25 protein-coding genes are annotated in these 21,399 nt (G+C 38.6%); 9 read left to right on the top strand and 16 right to left on the bottom strand.

Features of this window, described 5'->3' with window-relative positions; all coding sequences use genetic code 11:
* Positions 1–23 precede the first annotated feature (23 nt).
* The 7 genes from mobB to Sdiek1_RS03950 are packed head-to-tail and all read left to right on the top strand — an operon-like array spanning position 24 to position 5,536.
* Complete coding sequence (gene mobB / locus Sdiek1_RS03980; protein ID WP_087437998.1) at positions 24–518, top strand: molybdopterin-guanine dinucleotide biosynthesis protein B; 495 nt, start codon at positions 24–26, stop codon at positions 516–518.
* Positions 519–523: 5 nt separating this feature from the next.
* Entirely contained in the window at positions 524–1,360 is an 837-nt protein-coding gene (locus tag Sdiek1_RS03975) for a class 1 fructose-bisphosphatase (protein ID WP_087437997.1), read from the top strand.
* A complete protein-coding gene (locus Sdiek1_RS03970; RefSeq protein WP_087437996.1) occupies positions 1,353–1,550 on the top strand; it encodes a hypothetical protein in 198 nt (65 codons plus the stop codon). Before Sdiek1_RS03975 ends, Sdiek1_RS03970 begins: the two co-directional genes overlap by 8 nt.
* 33 nt (positions 1,551–1,583) lie before the next feature.
* A complete protein-coding gene (gene metG, locus Sdiek1_RS03965) occupies positions 1,584–3,521 on the top strand; it encodes a methionine--tRNA ligase (RefSeq protein WP_087437995.1) in 1,938 nt (645 codons plus the stop codon).
* Complete coding sequence (locus tag Sdiek1_RS03960) at positions 3,518–4,522, top strand: hypothetical protein (RefSeq protein WP_087437994.1); 1,005 nt, start codon at positions 3,518–3,520, stop codon at positions 4,520–4,522. Before metG ends, Sdiek1_RS03960 begins: the two co-directional genes overlap by 4 nt.
* Before the next feature lie 12 nt (positions 4,523–4,534).
* Positions 4,535–4,954 (top strand): rRNA maturation RNase YbeY, encoded by a 420-nt coding sequence (gene ybeY / locus Sdiek1_RS03955; protein WP_087437993.1) that lies wholly within the window; start codon positions 4,535–4,537, stop codon positions 4,952–4,954.
* A gap of 3 nt (positions 4,955–4,957) precedes the next feature.
* Complete coding sequence (locus Sdiek1_RS03950) at positions 4,958–5,536, top strand: DJ-1/PfpI family protein (RefSeq protein WP_087437992.1); 579 nt, start codon at positions 4,958–4,960, stop codon at positions 5,534–5,536.
* A 20-nt stretch (positions 5,537–5,556) separates the two neighbouring features.
* Here Sdiek1_RS03950 and Sdiek1_RS03945 read toward each other — a convergent pair whose 3' ends face one another.
* The 15 genes from Sdiek1_RS03945 to Sdiek1_RS03875 all read right to left on the bottom strand — a co-directional run bounded on the left by Sdiek1_RS03945 (position 5,557) and on the right by Sdiek1_RS03875 (position 17,909).
* Positions 5,557–5,895, bottom strand: a complete 339-nt coding sequence (locus tag Sdiek1_RS03945; RefSeq protein ID WP_161491980.1) for a cupin domain-containing protein — start codon at positions 5,893–5,895, stop codon at positions 5,557–5,559.
* The gene (mrdA, locus tag Sdiek1_RS03940) at positions 5,895–7,715 is read right to left on the bottom strand and encodes a penicillin-binding protein 2 (RefSeq protein ID WP_087437990.1); all 1,821 of its coding nucleotides are present in this window, start codon (positions 7,713–7,715) and stop codon (positions 5,895–5,897) included. Before mrdA ends, Sdiek1_RS03945 begins: the two co-directional genes overlap by 1 nt.
* Entirely contained in the window at positions 7,712–8,185 is a 474-nt protein-coding gene (locus tag Sdiek1_RS03935; protein ID WP_087439820.1) for a hypothetical protein, read from the bottom strand. Before Sdiek1_RS03935 ends, mrdA begins: the two co-directional genes overlap by 4 nt.
* A complete protein-coding gene (locus Sdiek1_RS03930; RefSeq protein ID WP_087437989.1) occupies positions 8,152–8,610 on the bottom strand; it encodes an N-acetyltransferase in 459 nt (152 codons plus the stop codon). Before Sdiek1_RS03930 ends, Sdiek1_RS03935 begins: the two co-directional genes overlap by 34 nt.
* Positions 8,607–9,209 carry a ribosome biogenesis GTP-binding protein YihA/YsxC gene (yihA, locus tag Sdiek1_RS03925; RefSeq protein WP_087437988.1) on the bottom strand — a complete coding sequence of 201 codons (603 nt, stop codon included), beginning with the start codon at positions 9,207–9,209 and terminating at the stop codon, positions 8,607–8,609. Before yihA ends, Sdiek1_RS03930 begins: the two co-directional genes overlap by 4 nt.
* Positions 9,206–9,670 carry a lipopolysaccharide transport periplasmic protein LptA gene (gene lptA / locus Sdiek1_RS03920; protein ID WP_087437987.1) on the bottom strand — a complete coding sequence of 155 codons (465 nt, stop codon included), beginning with the start codon at positions 9,668–9,670 and terminating at the stop codon, positions 9,206–9,208. The genes yihA and lptA overlap by 4 nt, the downstream gene beginning before the upstream one ends.
* The gene (gene lptC / locus Sdiek1_RS03915; protein ID WP_087437986.1) at positions 9,671–10,204 is read right to left on the bottom strand and encodes an LPS export ABC transporter periplasmic protein LptC; all 534 of its coding nucleotides are present in this window, start codon (positions 10,202–10,204) and stop codon (positions 9,671–9,673) included.
* Complete coding sequence (locus Sdiek1_RS03910) at positions 10,195–10,692, bottom strand: KdsC family phosphatase (RefSeq protein WP_087437985.1); 498 nt, start codon at positions 10,690–10,692, stop codon at positions 10,195–10,197. The genes lptC and Sdiek1_RS03910 overlap by 10 nt, the downstream gene beginning before the upstream one ends.
* A complete protein-coding gene (gene hisB / locus Sdiek1_RS03905; protein ID WP_087437984.1) occupies positions 10,692–11,264 on the bottom strand; it encodes an imidazoleglycerol-phosphate dehydratase HisB in 573 nt (190 codons plus the stop codon). The genes Sdiek1_RS03910 and hisB overlap by 1 nt, the downstream gene beginning before the upstream one ends.
* A gap of 1 nt (position 11,265) precedes the next feature.
* Positions 11,266–12,063 carry a septal ring lytic transglycosylase RlpA family protein gene (locus tag Sdiek1_RS03900; protein ID WP_202819582.1) on the bottom strand — a complete coding sequence of 266 codons (798 nt, stop codon included), beginning with the start codon at positions 12,061–12,063 and terminating at the stop codon, positions 11,266–11,268.
* Positions 12,044–13,264, bottom strand: coding sequence for a lytic transglycosylase domain-containing protein (locus tag Sdiek1_RS03895; RefSeq protein WP_238099145.1), 1,221 nt, complete (start codon positions 13,262–13,264; stop codon positions 12,044–12,046). The genes Sdiek1_RS03900 and Sdiek1_RS03895 overlap by 20 nt, the downstream gene beginning before the upstream one ends.
* 65 nt (positions 13,265–13,329) lie before the next feature.
* Entirely contained in the window at positions 13,330–14,130 is an 801-nt protein-coding gene (locus Sdiek1_RS03890) for a TatD family hydrolase (protein ID WP_087437983.1), read from the bottom strand.
* The gene (locus tag Sdiek1_RS03885; protein ID WP_087437982.1) at positions 14,131–15,384 is read right to left on the bottom strand and encodes a GGDEF domain-containing response regulator; all 1,254 of its coding nucleotides are present in this window, start codon (positions 15,382–15,384) and stop codon (positions 14,131–14,133) included.
* 105 nt (positions 15,385–15,489) lie between these two features.
* Positions 15,490–17,034 (bottom strand): AAA family ATPase, encoded by a 1,545-nt coding sequence (locus Sdiek1_RS03880; protein ID WP_087439818.1) that lies wholly within the window; start codon positions 17,032–17,034, stop codon positions 15,490–15,492.
* Complete coding sequence (locus Sdiek1_RS03875) at positions 17,031–17,909, bottom strand: NAD(+) kinase (protein WP_087437981.1); 879 nt, start codon at positions 17,907–17,909, stop codon at positions 17,031–17,033. Before Sdiek1_RS03875 ends, Sdiek1_RS03880 begins: the two co-directional genes overlap by 4 nt.
* 99 nt (positions 17,910–18,008) lie before the next feature.
* Between Sdiek1_RS03875 and Sdiek1_RS03870 the strand changes: the two genes are divergently transcribed.
* Entirely contained in the window at positions 18,009–18,575 is a 567-nt protein-coding gene (locus Sdiek1_RS03870) for a YajG family lipoprotein (protein WP_087437980.1), read from the top strand.
* Positions 18,576–18,635: 60 nt separating this feature from the next.
* On the opposite strand, the gene Sdiek1_RS03865 is transcribed toward Sdiek1_RS03870, so the two are convergent.
* Positions 18,636–19,475 (bottom strand): GGDEF domain-containing protein, encoded by an 840-nt coding sequence (locus Sdiek1_RS03865; RefSeq protein ID WP_087437979.1) that lies wholly within the window; start codon positions 19,473–19,475, stop codon positions 18,636–18,638.
* 171 nt (positions 19,476–19,646) lie between these two features.
* Here Sdiek1_RS03865 and aspS point away from each other — a divergent pair, with 171 nt between their 5' ends.
* A complete protein-coding gene (gene aspS, locus Sdiek1_RS03860) occupies positions 19,647–21,395 on the top strand; it encodes an aspartate--tRNA ligase (protein WP_087437978.1) in 1,749 nt (582 codons plus the stop codon).
* Positions 21,396–21,399: the final 4 nt, after the last annotated feature.

Genomic DNA, 21,399 nt, shown 5'->3' with positions numbered 1-21,399 from the left:
AATAACATAAAAAGCAGGAAAAAATGAAATCCTTAGCCGTTGCCTTTACAGGACCATCGGATAGCGGAAAAACAACGCTGATCCTCAAAGTCGCCAATATTCTAAAATCTGAATATACTCTGGCTATCATTAAAAATGACCCAAGTGATAAAGCTATTTTTGATGTTGAGGGTAAAGATAGTTGGAAATTTGCCCAAACAGGGGCAGAAGTCGTTGTCACCTCTCCCACACGTACCACACTTTTTTCCAAACATCACAAAAGTTTGGATGAAATCATCGCTATGCTAGGTGAATTTGACTTTTTACTCGTCGAAGGTCTTAAAACCCTTCCACTCCCTCGCATTGCAATTTTTCGCAATAAGCTTAATGTTGATTATTTTGACTGTTCCGATGCCATTGCCATTGATGAGAGTGTGACATTAAGCGATTACACGATCCCTTCTCATATTGCGATTTTAGATTTAAACAATCCCGAGCAAGTTGTTGCTTGGATACAAAAAAAATGCCAAAAAGGTTAAATAATATGCAAGAAATTTATGAAGCAATCAAACGCTCAGCAAAGCGTATCAGAGAGGCCATTGAGTTTGATGACACAGGATATTCTGAAAATATTAACTCTACCGGCGATACACAGCTTAAATTAGACATTAAAAGCGATCTTATCATCGAAGAAGAGTTTGCAAAAGTTGCCTCGATTAAAGAGATTGTCAGTGAAGAAAAAGAAGGCAAGACACCTTTACATGTAAACGGGATTTACGGTGTGGGATACGACCCATTGGATGGTTCTAGCCTTGTCGATGTTAACCTCAGTGTTGGCTCCATCTTTGGTATCTATGAAGGTGGCTATGAGGGAAAGCACCTTAAAGCGGCTGTTTACGTTGTCTATGGACCACGTGTTGAACTCGTCATTGCACAAGACGATGTTAAGATGTATCGTTTAAATAAAGCAGGTGAATTTGTTTTTATCAAAGAAATCAAGCTAAAAGAAAAAGGTAAACTCAATGCACCTGGTGCAACTCAAATGGGATGGGAACCTAAACACAAAGCAATGATTGATGCCATTTTTGCAGATGGCTACCGTTTACGTTACTCTGGTGGTATGGTGCCAGATTTGCATCAGATTCTTCTCAAAGGTGGCGGACTTTTCTCGTATCCTGCAACGAGCGATGTACCCAAAGGAAAGCTACGCATGATTTTTGAAGTCTTCCCTTTTGCGTTTGTCTATGAAAAAGCGGGCGGTGCGGCGATCAATGGTAAGCGTAGAATTTTAGAGCTTGCACCATCACATCCACATGACACCACACCTTGTTTCTTTGGCTCTCATGCGGAAATAGAACGTGTTCGGAAGTGTTATGAGTAGTGAAGTAACCGATCGTTACGAACAAGATTTACAAGAAAAAAAAGCACTCTTGCAAACATGTCAGCAGAACAAAAACCTTGCAACCTGTAGTGACTGCGAAAAAATGTTTGAGTGTGAGACCCGAAAAACCTATGTCAAAGCCGTTTACGAGAGTATGGCTAAAGGACAAGGTGGCGGATTTGAGTTTTAACAATACAATGAATCAATTTAATTAGGAAGACCGATGTCCCAAAAAGCTTACATTACCACTCCAATCTACTATGTTAACGATGTTCCACATATCGGACATGCGTATACGACTATTATTGCCGATACGATGGCACGCTATTACCGACTTAAAGGGTATGAGACATTTTTCTTAACCGGAACCGATGAACACGGTCAAAAAATCGAAGAAGCAGCTAAACTGCGCAATAAAACACCGCAAGCCTATGCCGATGAGATCAGTGGAAAATTTCGTGCCCTTTGGGATGAGTTTGAGATCAGCTATGACAAATTTATCCGCACCACTGATGCCGACCACAAAGCAGGGGTTCAAAAAGCATTTCAAGTCATGTTTGACAAAGGCGACATCTACAAAGGTGAATATGAAGGTCACTACTGCGTCAGCTGTGAAACCTTCTTTACCGACACCCAACTGGTCGATGAAGACAAATGCCCTGATTGTGGAAAACTAACACGCCTTGTGAAAGAAGAGAGCTACTTCTTTAAGCTCTCCAAATACCAAGAAGACCTCATTAAATGGTACAACAGTGATGAAAAATGTGTGCTTCCTAAAGGCAAGAAAAACGAAGTCATCAGCTTTGTTAAACAAGGGCTTCGTGATCTTTCCATCACCCGTACGAGTTTTGATTGGGGTGTGAAACTCCCTGCTTCAATGAACGATGACAAACACGTCATGTACGTTTGGTTGGATGCCCTTTTGAACTATACAACGGCTCTTGGATATGGCACTGATGAGAAAAATATGGCATTTTGGCCAGCAACCATTCATCTCGTGGGTAAAGATATTCTTCGCTTCCATGCTATTTACTGGCCAGCATTTTTAATGAGTCTAGGTTTAGAACTGCCAAAACACGTTGCCGCACACGGTTGGTGGACACGTAATGGCGAGAAAATGAGTAAAAGTAAAGGCAATGTCGTCAATCCTAAAGAGGTTGCTGACGCCTATGGACTGGAGAATTTTAGATACTTCATGCTTCGCGAAGTTCCATTTGGACAAGACGGCGATTTTAGCCAAAAAGCCTTGATGGATCGCATCAACTCTGATCTTGGTAATGAACTTGGAAACCTACTAAATCGCATCATCGGAATGAGTGGGAAGTACAGCAATGGCGTCATTAACTCTAAAGATGTCAACACCTTTCATGAGAGCGAACTGGGTGCCGTTGATGAGATTTTAAAAAATGTCGAAAACAACCTTTTAGAACTCCAAACGAACCGTTACCTTGAAGAGCTTTGGAAAGCGCTAAGTATTGCTAACCAAGCGATTACAGTGCATGAGCCATGGGTGAAAATGAAAGAGGGAAAGACCGAACAAGCCTTAGCACTTGTGGCACTCGTCTCCAATATTTTGGCACGAGTCACCGTCCTACTCCACCCTGTTATGCCAAAAACAACAGCGACGATTGCCAAAGCAATGGGCTTTGAGATTAATACGGCGAACTTTGACAAACTGGTTGTTCGCAAAGACTTTTTGGATGAATTTACCATCGAAAAAGTACCACCCCTCTTCCCTCGCATTGAAGAGGAGTTGATGGCACAACCTACCGCTCCCGTAGCAGTAGTAGAAGCACAACCTTCAAAAAGCACTAAAAAAGAGCACAAAGCGGAATCCATCATTACAATTGATCAATTTTTTGAAACGGCTTTAAAAGTGGGAACGATTTTAGAAGCGAGTATTTTAGAAGGAAGTGATCGTCTTTTAAAACTCAAAGTTGATTTAGGTGAGAGTGAGCCTAGACAAATTGTTGCGGGCATTCGTGAGTATTATACCCCTGAAGAGCTGGTGGGCACGCAAGTCTGTGTGGTTGCCAACCTCAAACCTGCCACCATCAAAGGGCTCCTTAGTCAAGGGATGCTTTTAGCGGCGAAAGATAAAGAAGGTCTATGCCTTGTTCGCCCAGAACGTCCTCGCCAAAGCGGCGCTTCGATTGGATGAAAATAGATAACTTTGTACGCATCATTGATGGGAAGCTTGCAACCCTGCCTCCCATTGATGCGTTTGCCTCTATATCGCTTGAGAGTTCGCGTATCTCTCATGGCGATCTTTTCATAGATACGACTGCTTCACGCGAATCTATTCATCAAGCGCTGGATAAAGGGGCTTATGCCATTGTCTCAACCCTTCCTTTTTTGAATGAGGATGACGAATGCGCATGGATCGAAGTCACGTCCATAGAGCAGATGTTGATCAAGCTTTTACGGTATACCATTACGCAAAAATCACTCAATATTGTGCTACTTTCGCCCGTACAAGAAGCGCTTTTGGAGATGATTCATGTTCCTAAAATGATCAAGCGTTTGCGTGGAGATCTTTTTAGTATTGCTAAAATTTTACTCAGTGCAAAAGAGGAAGAGCATTTTTCTCTCAGCGATAGCATCCTTGTGCAAAAGATTGCTCCCGTTGCCCACCGTGTTGAAAATGCTTTACATGTAAAACCTCTCATTGTTTCCAAAGGACTTTTTCTCTCTTCCTTTTGGCATCAAGAGCGCTACCTTTATGAGCAAAAAATTCCTTCTCTTTTTGTGGAAGAACTGCTCTGTTTACTTCATTTTTGTGATACTCACACAATCACGTATAATTTAGAGCATTTAGGGTTTTGTGAACATTTTTATCCGCAGTTCGTCACCCATGCACTCTGTAAAAAAGAGTTTGGTTCTAGCGACAAAGTGCTCATTTTTGAACCTAGCTCTTCTTTACTGCCTTCATTACTGAGCTATATGCAAACCATGATTGAAAGCTCTCATATTATTCTTGCTTTACCTAAGCAACTCCAACAAAATATCACTTTTGAAGGAGAAACGCTTATTTTTGAAACCATCGAAGAGCTCTCCATTTTAGCGCAAAAATCGTTTGCATATGCCCTTATTTTAGGAGATAAAGAGAGCTATGAGCCTCTGTTTATCAAATCATTTACAATCCAACCAAGCCTATTTTAAAAGGAGATTTGCATGCTACTGATTGAAAATGAGTTCAATATCGCTTTACATGTAAAAATGCTGGAGCAGATTTGTGAAGAACATACTCCAAAAGAAGTTGAGCTTCTTATCATTGATGGGGATAGTATGCAGGAGCTTAATTTGGCACATCGGGGCATGGACAAAACCACGGATGTCCTCAGCTTCCCCATTGACGACTTTCCTCATGCTCCACTAGGTTCCATCGTTATCAATCATGAATTGGCGGCACAAAAAGCGAAAGAGCTTGGACACAGTGTGGAAGAAGAGATTACCCTTTTGTTTATTCATGGAATGCTTCATCTTTTGGGTTTTGACCATGAAGTTGATCACGGAGAAATGCGTGCTAAAGAAGAGGAATGGATTAAGCAGTACAATCTACCTGCCAGCCTAATCGTGAGAACAGAGGAGTAGCTTATGATAACCTTCGGTATTGTTATCTTTCCAAACGTCGAAGAGCTTGATTTTGTAGCACCTTTTGAGGTACTGAGTTACGCTAACAAAGTGCAACCTAACAGCACAAAAGTCCTTTTAATTGCTCCCAGTTTAGAGCCTGTACACGCCTTCAATGGTTTGAGAATTTTGCCTGATGTAACGTTTGAAAACTGTCCTACGTTAGATATTTTACTTTTTCCAGGTGGAAAGGGGCGCATGACATGGATGAAAGAGACTTCTATGCAAAACTTTATTCAAAAACACTCCAAAGAGGTGACCTACTTAACATCGGTCTGCACAGGAGCATTTTTTCTTGCTGAAGCAGGAGTGCTCAAAGGGAAAGAAGCAACCACCTATTACACTGCTTTTGATGAACTAGCCGCTTATGGTGTCAATGTTGTCTCATCTAAAGTAGTCCGTGATGGAAAGATTATTACCGCTGCTGGTGTAAGTTCTGGTTTGGAGCTAGGTTTTTACCTTTTACGTGAACTCTTTGGAGCACCTTTAGCACAAGAGGTGTCAGAAAGAATAGAATATAATATTGATATTACAACAATATAACATGTAAGAATTTACCAATGTTATATACAATTCTTTTGAAGTAAAGAAATACCAAGAACTTGTGCTTCTATATCTCCTTTATTCCACACGGAATGCATACTTTGACCATTCACACGGTATGACATACCCTCTTTTAACAAAATTCTATTATTATCACTATGTATTTCGATTTCACCCTTAATAACTGTAAAAAAGTGATCATGTACATGAATATGATCAGGATTCGGACCACCGCCATTGGGTGATATGAAAGCTATAGCGCAATCCAATAACTCATCTTTTTGATTATTTATAATAGGGTGTGCTTTAAAATCTACATGATTTTTAGGTGTGATAAAAGCTTGCTCGACAAGTGCCATCATTTTCCTTTTGACACATCAACAGTGATGTATCCCATTTGATAAAGTTTATCATAAATTTTTGAGGCGATTGGACCACCTTCCGATCCACCATGGCTACCATGTTCAACAAGAACCGTTACAACATATTGAGGGTTGTCATAAGGTCCAAATGTAGTAAGCCAAGCATGAGAACGTTGGAAATAATCCATATCCTCTTCTCGCATACGTTTTTTATCGGTTTGCGAAATACCCACTACTTGTGCGGTTCCCGTTTTAGCGGCTATTTTAAAAGGTGCTGTTACTTTGATATGATTTACGGCTGTTCCACCAGGAACATTGGCGACTTCAAACATACCTTCACGGGTAACTTTCAAAAAGCGTTTTTCACTTTCACTGACAATGTTTGGATCCGCTGGGAAAGTAATCGTTTCATCGTTTATTTTACTGATAAAATGAGGTGTGACACCATTGCCCGTTGCTAAAAAAGCAGTGTATTTAGCAATTTGTACGGGTGTCACGAGAAAATATCCTTGACCAATTGACGTGATCAGGGTTTCTCCTTGAGACCACCCTTTTCCAAAACGTGCTTTTTTCCACTCACGACTTGGAACCGTTCCTGTAAATTCACGAGGTAAATCAATCCCTGTTTTTGTCGCAAAACCGATTTTTGTCAAAAATGGAGCAATGTTGTCGATACCGACTTTGAGGCTTGCTTTGTAAAAATAGTCATCACAACTTTCTTTAATAGCACGAACATACGAGATCATACCATGCCCCTCTTTTTTCCAATCACGAAACACCCTACCTCCAAGTTCCATCGTACCTGTTGATTCAAAGCTCGTTGTAGGATTGATAATACCTGAATTCATCATCGCAAGACCTACGCCCATTTTTACAACAGACCCTGGAGGATAAAGTCCATTCACCAATTTATTGGTAAAAGGATGGTTGAGATCATTGGCAAGAACAATCCATTCCTCTTGTGTAATGCCGCTGACGAATTTGTTAAGATCGTATTCTGGAAAACTCGCTGCAGCTAAAATTTCACCTGTTTGTGCATTCAGAACAACGACGGCACCACTATCAGTACCAAAAAGTTCTGCAATATAACGTTGTAACTCCAAATCAAGACTTAAAACCAAATCATTGCTTTTAGGAAGTGTTTTACTGACTTGCTCAATCTCTTGGTTAAAAGCCGTAACTTTTGTTTTTTTCTCCCCTTTTGTGCCACGTAAAACATCATTGTAATATTTTTCGATACCCGTTTTACCAGAGAAGCCAACTAACTTTGCTGTTCCTGTTTCATCTTCAGAAATATCTTGTGTATTCGATTTACCCACATACCCAATGACATGTGACGCTAATGCACCATAAGGATAATGTCGTTTGGAAGTAATCTCAATTCTAAGATTTTCATGTTGCGAAATTTTTGCAAAATGAGGAATGAGTTTATCGTACGGAACAAAGGAAATAACATCTACAAAGTCATGATTGTAAGGAGAATCTGCTTTGAGATATTCTTTGGTCATCTCTTTGATACTGTAATCAGGTAAAAGGTCTGCTAAAAAAGCAATTTCTTCATCTAAAACAGCACGATTGACTTTGTAACTGAGCCTCGGTTTAATCCGAATAGAAAAACCTAAACGATTGACAGAGAGTGGATTAAGATTGCGATCTAAAATAACCCCACGTAAAGGGGCTAACTCATCTACTTTGACCGCATTTTGTTTAGCAATCTCTTCATAATAGGCATTAGATTTAATGCTAATATAATAAACCCTAACGAGCAGGGCAATCCACACCGAAATGAAGATAGTAAGAACAATCTTAATTCTCACCGTGAAATCCTAAAAAGCATAAATGAAAGTAATGAATCAATGAGGATATAGTAAAAATAGTAGTTTGAAAAATAAGGGAAAGGTGCATTGTCCAAATAGGCAAAAAAAGCATTTAAAAAATAGTGCCCTAAATATGCAATCGTCACGTATGCCGCTAAAATACAGTTATTACATGTAATAACATTTTGAATTTTATAGATCGCAAAGCGGTAGACTACCACAAATAAAATAACATACGAAAAGAGATAAAACCCTTTGGTAAGATCGTATAAACACACATAGCCCAAACTAAGAAATAAAGGAAGAGCGTTATCTTCATGTCGGTTAAAATTGAGAATAAGATAACAAAAAACCACGCCTACAAAAGAGGGAATCAGTGGATACAATGAGGACATGACAAGACTCAAAAAGAGCCATCCACTGATCCACAAAGTCACTAAATAGTTTTGATGAGCGCTATTTCGTCGCATATTGGAAAATGTTTGCATTTAATACAATCTGCCCATATTTTATGAGTAGGCAGTGCCTCTTTGGGGATTTCAGAAAAACCAACAGATTCAAAAAAAGCTTTTTGATAGGTCAAGGTGAAGACTTTTTTAACACCTAAATTTTCTCCATCAATCAAAAGGTTTTGAATAATTCCTTTTCCAACGCCATGACCTCGAAAACCCTCTTTGACAACAAGGCTTCTAATCTCTGCTAAATTATCTGCATGGAAATGTAAAGCTCCAAATCCAATAATCTGATCATCCTCTTTGGCAAGAATATATGAACGAATATTGGTTGCCATTTCATCGGAACTGCGGAAGAGAATAATTCCTTTTTCGACTTCAGGTTTCACAACCTCTTGCATATGGATAATATCACTCAGTTTTGCTTTAGTATAACTTATCATGACTCAGCTCCAAAAAGCGTTAAAAAAATAGCATCAAGTGCTTTATCTACCCCTTTTTTGCTACTGCTTGAGACCAAAATGGCATCCGGATAATTCTTTTTAATCAGGCTAATCTCACTCTGTTTTAATTTATCAAGTTTGGTAAAAATACGTAAAATAGTCTGATCGGGTCTTACAATTTCACTGAGATAGGTATGTACCGCTTGATCTATCTCCAAAAAGGGATGACGAGAATCAACAAGATGAACAAAAACACGGATTGAAACGCGCTTTTTAATATAATCCGTTAGATTTTTTTGCCACTCTGCTTTGAGGCTATGCGATACTTTGGCATAGCCAAAACCTGGAAGATCCACTAGTTGTGCGTGGTAACTTTCACCGTCTTTGTCCAAGATGATTTGAAAAAAGTTAATAAGACGTGTCTTACCCGGTGTTGAAGAGCTTTTGGCAAGCCCTTTTTTATTGGTAAGTGCATTAATAATGGAACTTTTACCCACATTACTACGTCCAATAAAAGCAACTTCGCTCATCCCTTCTGGTGTAGTCTCTTCCATTTTGGAAGCAGACTTCACAAAGAAGGCATTTTTGACTTTAATCACTGTTTTTTATCCTCAACTTTGAAGATAAATTTGACAGGAGCTGCACCTTTCCCATCGACTTGATACTGGCCACTGTTCTGATCAGCTCGGATGAAATCACCATACACTTTTTTATCCGTTTCAATCTCATGCAAAAAGGCTTTTTTCTCCAAAGTATAGAGGCTTTTTGATGGTTCATACGTCATTTTTTCCGCTTCACCATAATATTTTTTTTGATTCATCGTTAAATTGCCTTTGGCATTACCTGTTGCAATATAGCGTATGGGTTGTTTTTTATCATCAAACTCTATGACAACTTTATTCGCGGTCAGTTTATCGCTCTCTTTAATCACGATCACGTGACCTTCAAAGGTGCTGATTTTCTTTTTATCATCAGCGAAAAATTTATCGGCAGTGACTTCTACTTCTGCTGCCAAAAGGATGCTTGAAGCGCATAAACAGAGTGCTATCAGTTTTTTCATCTACTTTTTCCCTAGTTGTTGTATAAATGAGTGTATATTAGTGGCACTTATTGTGCCTTCTTTCATCTGATAAACAAATGAAAGCCCATGACTACGGCTCTGCTTCTGTCTAAAATCAAAGGGCTTTTCGCTGCTTAAAATCTCTTTTTTAAGATCATAAAAAATATCTTCACCATCTAGGGCAACACCATCTTCTCTAGCATAATGAGAATTGGTTTGAAAGTGCATGACGTTATCTCGAAGAGTGCCTTCATCCGATATGAGCGTACCATGTAATCCCTCTTTGGTCTTGTGCCCTGCATTAATGACATACAGTTTATCAAAATCTTTATAACGTGCTACACGATCTGCATGCACGATACTTTCAATACTACCCTCTTTGATCTGATAATTTTGAGCATTAAAAAGTTCTATATCAGGAACTAAATTCCCATTTTGATCTACGATATTAATCGTATAAGGCTCTTTAATAATTAAAAAGAGCATCATTGCAAAGAAAAGAAGTGTTGAATATACCAGTAATCTTACAGCCAAAGGTTTACAAATGCCTCACTCAAGTTTTCTTTCTCGACCACAATGTCGATCATCTCTCTAACCGCCGCTTTTCCACCCTCTTTATGTAATACAACATCAACAGATTGCAAAACCATAGGTAAGGCATCGGCTGGAGCGAACGAAAGGCCAACAGAACGTAACAATGACACATCATTTAAATCATCACCAATAGCAGCGACTTGGTTAAATGAGAGTCCTTCTTTATCCAAAATTTCTTGTAAAACAGCTTTTTTATTTTTGACGTCTTGATACAAATAATTAATGCCAAGTTCTTTGGCTCGCTTATCAACTACCTGAGAACTTCGTCCCGTAATGATTGCTGTTTTACGTCCCAATTTCATCCATGAGACAATGCCAAAACCATCTTTGACATTAAATGTTTTAAACTCTTCAGCATCACTGTTTCCATAGGTAATTCCACCATCGGTGAGGCAGCCATCAACATCAAAAACCAATAATTCAATCATTATAAAACACCCTTAGTGCTTGGGATTCCTGCACGCTCATTTTTGACTAAACTCCGACGTAGTGCTACAGCAAAAGCTTTAAATGCGGCTTCCAAAAGGTGATGTTTATTTTTACCACGACGTGCAATAATGTGTGCGCTAATACCAGCATTGATGATGACCGCCCTAAAAAATTCTTCCGCCAGTTCCACATCAAATTCGCCTACTTTGCCTTCCATCTCTACTTCATAGACTAAATAAGCACGATTGCTAAGATCCAATGCACATTCAACGGCTGCTTCATCCATAACAACGACTGCATTACCATAACGTTCTACACTTTCAATGGGGTATATCGAAGCACGTAAAGCCTGACCAAGAACAATACCTACATCTTCAACACTATGATGAAAATCAATGTGTGTATCACCTTTACATGTAAGGGTTAAATCGATCAAGGAATGCTTGGTAAAGGCTTCTAGCATATGATCAAAAAAACCAATACCTGTAGCGATGTTTGCTTGACCTGTACCATTGATCTCTAATTCTACACTAATATGTGTCTCTTTGGTTATGCGTTGTAGTGTTTGCATTCTATTCCCTTACAATAAATGAGCCTTTGAAAGGCCCTTTGGCAATAAAGTCTGAGGCTTCTGCTTCACTGCCAAATCCTTTAAGCCATACACGGTACATCGGTTTATTTTCAAATGTACCCTCTTTTACGACCGCATTGTAGCGATTATTGACATTCATATTGCTTTGAGCAAAACGTGTTGCTCCATCTTTACTTCTAAAGGCACCAATTTGGATGAAATAATCGGTTTCAACAACACTCTCTTTTGGTGCACCAGCAGGTGCAACCACTCCCGCAAAACCTAGAACTTCAATACCCACAGGGCCTGTTCCATTGGCAACAAGATCAATACGTGTTGCAGCCGTATAGGAAAGATCAATGATACGTGTTCCAACAAAAGGGCCTCGATCGTTAACACGAACAATAATACTTTTATTGTTTTTAAGGTTAGTTACTTTAAGCATTGTATTCATAGGAAGTGTTTTATGCGCAGCGGTCATGTCATACATATTGTAAACTTCACCATTGGAAGTCTTCTTACCATGAAAATCTTTACCATACCAGCTGGAAATACCACTAAACGTATCTCCTACGCTCACCATCGTTGGTGTATAAGTTACACCATCAATCGTATAAGGACGCATCGTCGCTTTATGCATTGCAGGCGAATCATTTATAGGGCCACTGCCATCAGGAGCTGCCATTGTAGCACCTCCTCGTGAGCGATAAGAATAAGAGTCGTGTTTAGAAGCGCATCCGTAAAATACCAAAAGCATTACAACACAAAGGCTCAATCCACTAGTTTTTTGGTATAACAATACTCTCTCCCACTTTTACAAGTGCATTCTTTTTCTTATTGGTTTTTATCAATTGTGCGACAGGAATATCGTATTTTTTTGATACCGTTTCAATTGTATCCCCTGCTTTTATGACATACAATTTTTCGACATTATTTGACGATGCCACCGTTGCTGAAGAATGTGTAGTGGTACCAAGAGGCACAATAATCTCTGTTTTTGGTTTCAGTGCAGCACTCTTTAAATTATTAAGTTCCATTAACGATTGATAATTCATACCGTATTTTTTTGCAACACTTTGTAGGGAATCACCTTTTTGGGTGTTATACACAGCATATTTTTGCGGTTGTTTGGTTTGATCAAAATTTTGAGTAAATGTAATTTGACGATCTTGAGGAATATACAAATAACTTTTTTCACCAAGAGGCGAAGTAAAAGCATGCTTCAGATGTGGATTATACGATCTTAATTCACGTAGCGAAATGCCAATACTTTCTGCCACATCTTTAAGACTTGTACCACTTGGGACGGGAACCTTTACAAACGTTGCATTATTGGCACGATTCAGAAGGTATTCCGAACCGTTCTCAAGCATAATGTCTGTACTCCCAGAGATAAAACTCATCATCAAGATTTTGCGAATATAGAGTCGGCTTTCCTTGGGAAGGTACTTTTGGCTCTCATCTAAGAGAACATTAATATCATCCGTTCCAGCTTTTGCTATCGCTTTGGTGACCGTGCCTTCACCACAATTGTAAGCGAGTGCAGCTAAATACCACTTACCAAAAAGATCGTGTAGCCGTTGCAAATAAACAATTGCCGCTTCCGTCGATTTAACAGGATCGCGTCTCTCATCCACAAAAGCATTTTCGACTAAGCCATAACGGCGAGCCGTTTCAGGAATAAATTGCCAAATACCTGAAGCTTTGGCTGAAGAAGAGGAAAAAGGATCAAAACTAGACTCCGTCATTGCAAGGTATAAAAATTCTGGTGGAACGCCTGCTTCTTTCATCTTTTTTTGCAAAATTGGAACAAATTTATCACCACTTTCTAATTCACGTAGGAAATGTTTTGTTTTGTACATTTCAACATCTTCATTCATAGAAATAAAAATAGAATCTTTCAAAAAGGTATTTGGAAGATCGAAATTTTTAAGGGCGGTAAGTTGTTTTTCGTAATTATTGTCGGTATTTAAAAAACGCGTGGAGACTCTGAAACACAAGAAAAAGGGTTAAAATAACCTTATACATGCCTCTCCTTTTTGGTGTATTTATTGCTTAGTATTTATTAGATTGTAACTAACTTTATCTTTTCTAAAGCTTTAAAGAGTGAAAAAGCATTTTTTGAGGTCAAATTGTGAAGTTCGGTGACACTTATATTTAAAAGCTCCGCCATCTTCGCTGCAACCAAAAGTGTATAACTTGGCTCATTGCGCTCACCTCGATGAGGCATGGGAGTAAGGTACGGTGCATCCGTTTCGATGAGCAGTTTATCACGAGGAATGAGCGGTAATACTTCAACTAAATTCTTGGCATTTTTAAACGTTAAAACGCCGCCTATACCAAAGTAAAAGCCTTTATCAGCCAAATCTAAAAGATGTTTAGACGCATTATAACAGTGTAAAACACCACCTACTTCGCACGCTTTTTCCTTCAATAAAATCTGCTTACTATCTTCATTGGCATCTCGAATGTGAACAATGAGTGGCTTTTTAAACTCTCTTGCAAGCGCAATATGCTGAGCAAAGACAACCTGTTGTCTCTGCTTTTCAGTCTGCTTTTCTTCTACATCTTCAGGTAATCTAAAATAATCTAAACCACATTCACCCACGGCAATACATTTTTCATCTTTCAAAAAAGACCGTAGTATTTTTTCGTCATATTGTTCATGATTGTACGGATGAATACCCGCAGCGAAAAAGATATGTTCATAACGATAAGAGAGTTCTCGTGCATAACTAAGATCGTTAATATCTGCGCCAGGAATGATGATGCCCTGAACTCCTTGCTCATACGCTTTTGTAATAACAGCATCAACATCATCTCTAAAACGCGCATCATCCAAGTGGCAATGGGTATCTATAATCATTTAAGAAACCTCAACTCTATTTCTGCCATTTTTCTTTGCAATGTACAGTGCTTTATCTGCTTGATTGATCATCTCTTCCACACTTTCTAAATCTCCAAACGTCACACCAATAGAAACACTGATACTAAGATCTTTTTTCTCTTTAGTATGTATGTGTAATCCTGCAACCGCATGATTAAGCTTAATGAAAAACTCCAATGCCTTTTTTTGGTCAATATTTTTAAGCACGACACAAAACTCATCACCGCCCAAACGAGCAATAAAATGATCATGGGTTAGATGTTTTTGAAGTGTCTTTGCTAATTCAACGATAACCGTATCGCCAACACGATGCCCTAACGTATCATTGATCTGTTTAAAGTTATCTACATCAATTAAGCCTATAGCAAATGACTCATTTTTCCTTTTTGCCTCTTTAAAATACTCTTGCATCGCATCAAAGAAATATCGTCTGTTAGCAAGTCCACTGAGAAAATCATTTTGCGCCATATCTTCAATTTTAGCAATATACTCTAATGCATCCAACGAATTGTTAATACGACACGCAATCTCTTCTCGCGTAAAAGGTTTATTGATAAAATCATTGGCACCAATTTTTAGAAATTTAGCAGAGATGAGATCCGCATTTGTCCCTGTCATCGCAATAATAGAAATTTCATTTTTGCTGTAGCGCTTACGAATCTCTTTGGTTAGCTCAACCCCATCAATGACAGGCATAAGATAGTCCGTCAAAACAAGCTTAATATCGGGATTGTCCTCTAAAAAAGCAAGCGCTTCTTCACCATGTGCTGCCACAAGGACTTTAAACATTTGGTGCTGTAATAAAGACTTGATCTGTGCGCGTGTTGCCATGGAATCATCCACAACCAACACTTTAATATCACGATTTTTATGAAGTCGTTCAATCAGTGTAAAAATATAATTGACATCATCAATGTTGCCTTTATAGACATAATCAATCACATCTTTTTTCAAAATCTTTTCACGAATCTCTTTTTCCATTGAGCCCGTAAGAATAATAGAAGGAATTTTATGTGCCAAAATCATATCAACCACTTCGCCATCTGGGGCATCAGGAAGATTAAGATCCAGCAATGCTACAAAATAGTCACTATCTTTTTCAACAAGATTTTGTGCCTCTTCAAAAGTGTATGCCATGTCGACATCAAAATCAAGATTTGATTCCATTTTTTTAACAATCAGTTTAGACAGTGCTTTATTGTCTTCAACGATTAAAATTTTCTCTCGTGCCATCAATAATCCTAGCAATTACATGTAAGTTATTTTTCATTGTAACATAAAAAATTTAGTACTTTTATAAAAACATCCCGTGAAAAAATCACTCAATCCACAATAAAACTATTGCAAATCTCGACTTTCCAAAAGAGATTTGGCAAACACAATCGCTTCATCACTGACATTTTCACCACTCACCATACGTGCCAATTCCACAATACGCTCTTCGTCTTTCAAAGGCATAACGTGGCTTACATGTAAAGCATCTTTGGTCACTAAAAAGTGTTGATTGGCAACAGATGAAAGTTGCGGCTGATGTGAAATCGCGAAGATTTGATATTTCGTGGAGAGTGTTTTGAGGACATTTGCAACACTCATAGACTCTTTTCCACTGAGATTGGCATCGATCTCATCCAAGATCAAAACACCTCCACGAGAGAGTAAAAATTCATTGTGTGTGGCTAAAAAAGCAAGACGTACGCGGTTATATTCACCTGAACTGATCTTTTTAAGATCGACTTTACCTAGGTTTACATGTAAAGCATCAAATCCCAATTCATTTAAAGTGCCCTCGTCCAAACTTAATTGCAAGGAAGGCATATATAGCTGAGAAAGATAGTCATTGAGGCGTGCCTCCAAAAGCGGCAGGTATTTTTTACGTGTTTCACTGATTGTGAGGCTCTGAATGTTTACTTCATGCTCTGATTTTGCAACCGCTTTTTGAAGTTGGCTCTTTTCAAACGCGATATTTTCATAACGAGCTAGCTCTTCTTGACGCTTTTGTTTATGCGCTAACGCCTCTTCTATGGAGCCATAACGTTTTTTGAGTTGCGCAATCTTTTCAATACGATCTAAAAGAGACTCCACATCAATCTCTTCAAGCGCTTCAAGCGTTTCATTCTGTTTTTCAAATACCAAACGAAGCTCATTCATAGAAGCATCAAAAAAACTACTATCCACTTCAATAAGATTTAAAACCTCAATGACACTGCTTTCAAGTTCAAAAATCATACCTGCTTTTTGCATTGCCGCTTCAATTTTTTCTTTTTTAGAGAGTGATTTTTTAAAAGTAATCAGCTCTTCATCTTCACCAATTTTAGGAGCCACCTCATCGATTTTAGCAATTTCAAAACGTGCAAATTCTTTGAGATCTTCCACTTTTTTCTCTTCGGCTTCAATACTCTCAAGCTCATCTTTAAGCTTCTTATACTCCACAAAAAGTGCCTCAAAAGCAGTGACAGCTTCAAGATGCTTGGGCTCTTTGCTCGCACACACACCATCAATAAGCCCTAACAATCGGCTGTTTTCAAATTCACTATTATCTTTAACTGAAAGGTAATTCACGAAAGTACGAGAAAGCTCCACCATACCTTTTTTAGAAATAGCTTGCGTGTTAATAAAATAGCGTGCATTTTTAGCTTTGAGAAATTTAAAAATATTGGGCTCTTCCTCTTCAAAGCCAAATGCATCTAACCCCAAATTGGACGTAAGCGTTGCTTCAATGATATCTGCGTGCACATCACCGTATCCAAACAAAGAGAGCAATCCTTGCATCAATACTGATTTACCCGCACCACTAGGTCCGCTAAAAACAACCAGCCCTTTTGAAAACTCTATATCACACTCAGCAAAGGAGAGATGATTTTTAATGAACAATCGCTCTATCACACGTGCCCCCAATGCAATTTCTTTTTCAAAATTTCAAAATAGTCTCGATCTAAACTGTGAATAAGCTCTGCACCCTGCTTTGCGCTTCGAACACAGACACGATCCACCTCGTTCATCGTATAGGTATCTTGTCCATCCACAACGATCACGGTATCGCCATCGCTTTCAAATGAAACTTCAAAATCAACGGGTAAAACCAAGGGTCGTTGACTCAAAGAGTGTGGACAAATCGGTGTTAAAATCAGCGCTTCCGTTAAAGGATACACAACAGGACCTCCTGCTGAGAGGTTATACGCCGTTGAGCCTGTTGGCGTGGAAACAATTAAACCGTCACCATAGTAAGAGTTAAAGAGTTGTCCATCAACAAACGCTTTAATATTACTCATATGTGAGATCTTAGAACGTGATAAAACAATGTCATTAAAGGCAACTACTTTTTCAATTTTTCCGTTTACATGTAAAGAGACTTCAAGCATCATTCGTGTGTCAATTCGATAGTTACCAACAAAAAGTTCTTCTATAAAATGGCTAATTTCATCGGTCTGGATGTCCGTTAAGAAACCCAGTTGCCCAGCATGAATTCCAAGGACAGGCTTGTGATAGTGTAAGCTTTTGCGACACAGTGAAATGAGTGTACCATCGCCTCCAAGAGAGATAAGAAAATCACTCTGTGTACACATTGTCTCAAAGCTAACACCTGCACCGCATCCTAAAAGTTTGGCACTTTTCTCTTCAATGAGTAAGGTCACATCATGTTTACTGAGTGCCGCTTCAATCTCGCGCACATAGCCACACAGCGTACCGTCATTCGGTTTGCTGACAAGCCCTACTGTCGTAATCGTGGTTAATTTTTTTGTATGATTGGTTATTTTCATGATAACTCATTCTATCGTGTCTTTTATTAATCAGCGTTTATGCTATAATTTCGCGATATACAGACCTCTTGAAGAGATCAAAAATTACAGGGAGAAAACATGAAATATCTATTTTTTATAGCGATGTCACTACTATTTTTTAGTGGCTGTGCGTATAAAAATGAAGCCATCGCATTAGATTCGTATAAAGCAGAGTACGCAGGACCTGTTTCAAAAGATAAAAAGACGATCTATCTGAGAACAGTTAAAGATCTAAGAGCGAACAAAAGCATTATAGGTTACATTGATCAAAAAAGTGCAACGGCGATTAAGTTCTACAGTAATGAAAATTTTGCGGAAAAATACGCAGAAGGTTTAGGCTATGCACTGAATCTTGCAGGCTTTAACATTGATGCAAGCAAACAAGAAGCAAGCTTGGTGGTCGAAGTTTATATCAAAGATATTGAGATTATTTATAATGATAAAAATTTTGATACCAACCTCAATGGTGAGATTGAGCTCGAAGTCATTGTGCGCAAAGGGGATGATGTGATCACCCAAAACTTTCGCCAAAAAGGAAGTAAATGGATAGCACCGTCAAATAATTCTAAAGACTTAGAGCCTTTCTTGTATACACTATTTTCAGATAGTATTGATCAAATCGTTACTCGTTTAACACGCTTTTAAAAAATTCTTTTTTTCACATGGGTTTTCTTCGGTAGAAACCCATGTGCCTTTAGACTTCTCTTACCAATTACTGACCACAACCCTATTTCTTCCGTATTTTTTTGCCAAATAAAGAGCTTGATCTGTCTCCTCTATAAGAGCATCTTTATCCGTGATAACAGCACTCAAAGAACAAATACCAATACTGACAGTAACCTGTATAACCTCTTGTGTTGTAGAAATTGTAGATACCGTTGTCTTTTCAACAATGCCACGCAAACGTTCAGCCAAAAGTTCAGCCTCTTGCTTGTTGGTACTAGGTGTTATAATGGCAATTTCTTCACCGCCATACCGTGCTACAACATCACTATCACGAACAACTTCTAAAACTACTTTTGAAAGATTTCTCAAAACTTCGTCACCTACTTTATGGCCATAGGTATCATTGATTTTTTTAAAATGATCTACGTCAAGAAGCATAAATGTTAAGGGAAGTTTATAACGTTTTGAGAGTGCAACTTCCTCAGTAATACGCTCATCAAAATAGCGTCTATTGTGAAGATTTGTAAGGCCATCTGTGATACTTTCGTGCTGCAATATGGCCATGTTCTTAACATCATTCATTGTATGCAGAGCAAGCTGTCCTACTAAATAAGCGAATACTCCTCCAAAAAGCATAGTGATAGATGTAATAATAGAGAGATGATTAAATTCATCGCCAAGGAGCCATAAGTTATAACCAAAAATAAAATAGCCAGCAATAAAAAAGAGAATAAAAATACTCAAAACCTTCCATCTCTCTTTGATGCTTCCTTCTGGAAGCTCAAGAATCAAGTGACTAATAGGTGTAAGAGCGCGAATAAGAAAGAGAGCACCAATGACTAGTAAAATTAATTCAACTATCACGATAACTGAATACATGCAACCCCAAAATAATACAAATTTTTTTTAAATATATGCAGATGATTGTACCACAAAACATAACAATCTTCTCTAAAATAAACTAAAGAAAAGCTACATTTAGATATACTGATTGTTTTTAAAAAACGATATTCAAGGGTTCATCAAAACGCCCTTATTTTAGGATAAACATTGAGAAGTCATTATTGTACAGATTTAGATGTCGCCAATATCGGCGAGACCGTAGAAGTGTGTGGCTGGGCAAATAGCAACAGAGATCATGGTGGTGTCATCTTTATAGACCTTCGTGATAAATCAGGACTTGTGCAACTTGTTTGTGATCCAACCGATAGTATTACAGCACATGAAATTGCTGCTCTCGTCAGAGATGAGTTTGTTCTCAAAGCGAAAGGCCGCGTCAGAGCGAGAGGTGAAGGCCTAGAAAATCCACGCCTTAAAACAGGTAAAATCGAAATTGTTGTGGATGAACTGATCATCGAAAATGCGAGTGAAACAGTACCTTTTGTCATCGGCGACAACAATGTTGGTGAAGATGTCCGTCTCAAATATCGCTACCTTGACCTTCGTAATCCCAAAGCCTATGAAATTTTTAAACTGAGAAGTAAAGCTACTGTTGCTGTTCGTAATTCGCTCGATGCACAAGGCTTTTTGGAAGTTGAAACCCCTATTTTGACCAAATCGACACCTGAAGGGGCACGTGATTATCTCGTTCCAAGTCGTGTCCACAATGGCGAATTTTACGCCCTTCCCCAATCACCACAACTTTTCAAACAACTTTTAATGTGTGCGGGATTTGATCGTTATTTCCAAGTCGCCAAATGTTTCCGTGATGAAGATTTACGAGCAGACCGCCAGCCAGAATTTACACAAATTGACATCGAGATGAGCTTTTGTACTCAAGAAGATGTCATGAAAGTCACTGAAAATCTTTTAAAAGATGTTTTCAAAGCGTGCGGTCATGAAATCACCATTCCATTTAATCGTATTCGTTTTAAAGAGGCAATGGAAAAATACGGTTCAGATAAACCTGACCTTCGTTATGACCTTTCTATGATTGACGTCATTAATATCTTTGCAAACTGTAAAAACGAAATTTTTAGCAACATCGCTAAAGATCCCAAGAAAAACCGCATTAAAGCGCTTAAAGTTCCAAATGGCGATAACATCTTCTCCAAACGCCAAATGCAAGGTTTTGAAGAGTATGTCCGCAAATTTGGAGCCTCAGGACTCGGTTATTTTCAAATGAAAGAAGAAGGTCTTAAAGGTCCTTTGGCAAAATTCTTTGATGATGCCGATTTGCAAGCAATCATTGATGCTGCTGATTTACATGTAGGCGATGCAATCTTCTTTGGTGCGGGTGAGAAAAAACTCGTGCTTGATTATATGGGACGTTTCCGTATTTTCTTAGCTGAAGCGATGAACATTATCCCTAAAGACAAATTTGAGTTTGTGTGGGTTGTTGACTTTGAGATGTTTGAAGTCGAAAACGGTAAAGTCAAAGCTCTTCACCATCCGTTTACGATGCCAAAAGACATTGATAACACACCGATTGATGAGATGGAATCTATTGCCTATGACGTTGTTTTAAACGGCGTCGAATTGGGTGGTGGCAGTATCAGAATTCATAAAAAAGAGATTCAACAAAAAGTCTTTAATCTCCTTGGTATTAGTGATGAAGAGGCACATGAGAAGTTTGAATTCTTACTTGATGCCCTCAAATTTGGTGCACCTCCACATGGTGGATTGGCAATCGGTTTAGACAGAATGATGATGCTTATTACCAAAAGTGAAAGTATTCGTGATGTGATTGCCTTCCCTAAAACCCAAAAAGCACAATGTTTACTCACACGTGCACCAAGTGCGGTTGAGGGTGATCAGCTCAGAGACTTAGGTATCCGCCTGAGAGAAAAAGCCAAATAATCTC

It is taken from the genome of Sulfurospirillum diekertiae (genome assembly GCF_002162315.1).
Taxonomy (GTDB): Bacteria; Campylobacterota; Campylobacteria; order Campylobacterales; family Sulfurospirillaceae; genus Sulfurospirillum.
This window is presented reverse-complemented; position numbering and strand designations above follow the sequence as displayed.